Origin of the sequence: Luteimonas salinisoli (assembly GCF_013425525.1) — a bacterium.
Taxonomy (GTDB): Bacteria; Pseudomonadota; Gammaproteobacteria; order Xanthomonadales; family Xanthomonadaceae; genus Luteimonas; species Luteimonas salinisoli.
In genome coordinates this window covers 1-2361 of sequence record NZ_JACCKA010000043.1, presented here as the reverse complement: position 1 = coordinate 2361, position 2361 = coordinate 1, and the positions used below count along the sequence as shown (strand labels likewise).

Genomic DNA, 2361 nt, shown 5'->3' with positions numbered 1-2361 from the left:
CGGGTCTGCCGCGTGCGGTAGTCCGCCTGGTAGCGCAGCACCCCGTCCTGGCCGTAGATCGAGTACAGGTTGTCCCGCGCGTCGTGGAACGCCTGCACCCGGCGCCCGTGGCCGTCGTAGCGGTAGCGCTCCAGGCCCGCCACCTCGCGCAGCCGGTTGCCCTGGTCGAACGCATAGCCCTGGCCGTTGCGGCTGGCCAGGTTGCCCTGCACGTCGTAGCCCAGGCTCATCACCGTCGCCCCGCCCGAGGTGTTGGTCACCTGCGTCAGGCGCTGCTTGGCGTCGTAGGCGTAGGTGTGGTCGCGCTGCCGCGCACCCGCGCTCAGGCGTACCCGCCTGAGGTTGTCCAGCACGTCGTAGCCGTACGTCGCCGTGCCGAACATCGGCGAGGTGGTGCCGGTCAGCCGGTCCAGGCCGTCGTAGCTCATCGTCCGGTTGCCCCGGCCGCCCGCCAGGCCGTCGCTGATCGCCGCCACGTTGCCGTGCGCGTCGTAGTCCAGGCTGTCTCAGAAATGTACTCTGACCCCCTGTTCTCCCGTCAGAAATGTACTCTGACCCTGTTCTCCTGGAACGCAGCGGCGCGATCGGCGGCGGGCTGGAGCGGCCGTCAGCTCAAGTCGCAATCGACTGTCGGAAATGTACTCTGACCCCTGTTCTTCCCTGACCCCTGTTCTTCCTTTGGTCGTAGATTTTCTACGGCGCATCTCTCAGCGGATACTCGAACACCAATGCGAACTCTTCGCCAGAATCTCCCTGCGGCACTCGAAACCTGAACTTCTTCAATGTTTCTCTAGCAGCAACATCAATTACCCTATTCCTAGAGCTCTTGTCGATGCTGACATTGATCGGATTTCCGCTTGTGTCAATCTGAAATCGAATCCTGACACAGGAAGCTTCGTACTCAGATCCCACTGGATCCTTTGGCACCCTAAAAGACTCTCTGTGCAGGACCAGCGCTTCAGTCTTCTCTACCACGCTCTCCCAGCCATCTGATTTGCAATCGCACCCAACGCTAGTCGCAACAAGCATAAAGAAAACTTTAATGGCAGGAATCATTTTAATTTCCTCCGAGCAACGGCTCTGGCACGGGAATCCCAGAATAATGCGTTCGCAACGGCAATCCCAGGTGTCTCCTATACGGATTCTCTAAAAACCGAACGGCATTGAACTCATCAGCATTGGCGTCAGAGGTCTCCGGGCTATAGCCAAAAACCGCACCAGCTATTGGCGTATGTCCAATCTCATGAGCAAGGAGCACATCCAATCCAGCGCCGGAAAACTCTCTTCCAAATCTACTTGATGCCAAATATTGTCGCCATTCAAGGCTGTAAGTAACGATATTGGTACCCGCGTACCCTCCCGAGAACGCTGGAGGGTAACCGGAACTCGGTAGAATTTGCTCCATTTCTATCTTCTGGCCAGTCCGCATGGCGTGCCTGCCGATAGCCCCTCCAACCGATGAGCCCAAGAACTTACCTAAAGCAGAGCGAGTTTCCTTTGGAAATTCTGACGGCGTAGCTTCACCCCCCAATGTCGCGACGGATGTATGTGTAAAAACCCTATCTACATGTAATGATCTGGATTGCGCCGCATTTCCACTAGGCTCTCCTACACCATACGATCTACAACTGAAAGAGACATGATTCTCAAGGCGAGTCCCGCATCGTCCGTCCGGATCGATGAAAGAGTATGGGTTGCCATTCGCGTACCTGTACCGATGGAACTGCCCGACCGGATTGCCCAGCGCCGTCACCGGATCGACGGACAGGAACACCCCGATCCCCGCATCGTAGTACCGCTGCTGCATGTAGGTCAGCCCAGTCGCCGCATCCTGCACGTGCCCGGTATACCCCGGCCCGTCCGCCACCGCCGGCGTCAGCTGCGCTCCGTACGGCTCGTACTCCCGTCGCTCGATCACCGCGCCGCTGGCGTCGGTCACCGCCACTACGCTACCCAGCGCGTCGGTGTGGATGTAGCGCACCGTCTCCGCCGCATGCGACGCCTGCGCCAGCCAGCACAGCAGCCACAGCGCCCAGAGCTGCAGACCCTTCATGGCGATTCCTCCCCGGCCGCATCCTCATCCGGGACGGCGTCCTCGTCCGTGGCCTCCTGGTCCGTGGCGTCCTGCGCGGCATCGTCCGACTCCGCGGCTTCCTGCTCCGCGGCGTCCTCCTGCCCGGCCCCGTCCTCACCCTCCGCCATCATCCCCAGCGGCATCGGCGCCACCGGGTCCGTCCACGGCGAGCAGCCGTAGCTGTTGCACGCTTGCACCCGGTACTGCGATCCGCACGGGGTGTTCAGCATCACCGACGTCACCCCCAGGTTCGAGCTGCCCGGCACCATCGCGTAGGTGGTCGCCCC

Annotated in this window: 2 protein-coding genes and 2 pseudogenes; all 4 read right to left on the bottom strand. The window is 60.7% G+C overall.

Annotated elements, in window-relative coordinates; translation table 11 throughout:
• Positions 1-476: pseudogene (locus H0E84_RS05970) on the bottom strand (RHS repeat protein); the annotation flags it as partial.
• A gap of 217 nt (positions 477-693) precedes the next feature.
• Positions 694-1056: an energy transducer TonB family protein gene (locus H0E84_RS05965; protein WP_180677724.1), complete on the bottom strand. Its 363-nt coding sequence runs from the start codon at positions 1054-1056 to the stop codon at positions 694-696.
• A gap of 1 nt (position 1057) precedes the next feature.
• Positions 1058-2053, bottom strand: a complete 996-nt coding sequence (locus tag H0E84_RS05960) for an RHS repeat-associated core domain-containing protein (protein ID WP_180677723.1) — start codon at positions 2051-2053, stop codon at positions 1058-1060.
• A pseudogene (locus H0E84_RS05955) lies at positions 2050-2361 on the bottom strand (hypothetical protein); the annotation flags it as partial. The gene H0E84_RS05960 and the pseudogene H0E84_RS05955, both read right to left, overlap by 4 nt.

What these genes read in the sequence shown, in the direction of transcription:
- H0E84_RS05965 (WP_180677724.1), bottom strand. Translation starts at nt 1,056, where the DNA reads ATGATTCCTGCCATTAAAGTTTTCTTTATGCTTGTTGCGACTAGCGTT.
- H0E84_RS05960 (WP_180677723.1), bottom strand. Translation starts at nt 2,053, where the DNA reads ATGAAGGGTCTGCAGCTCTGGGCGCTGTGGCTGCTGTGCTGGCTGGCG.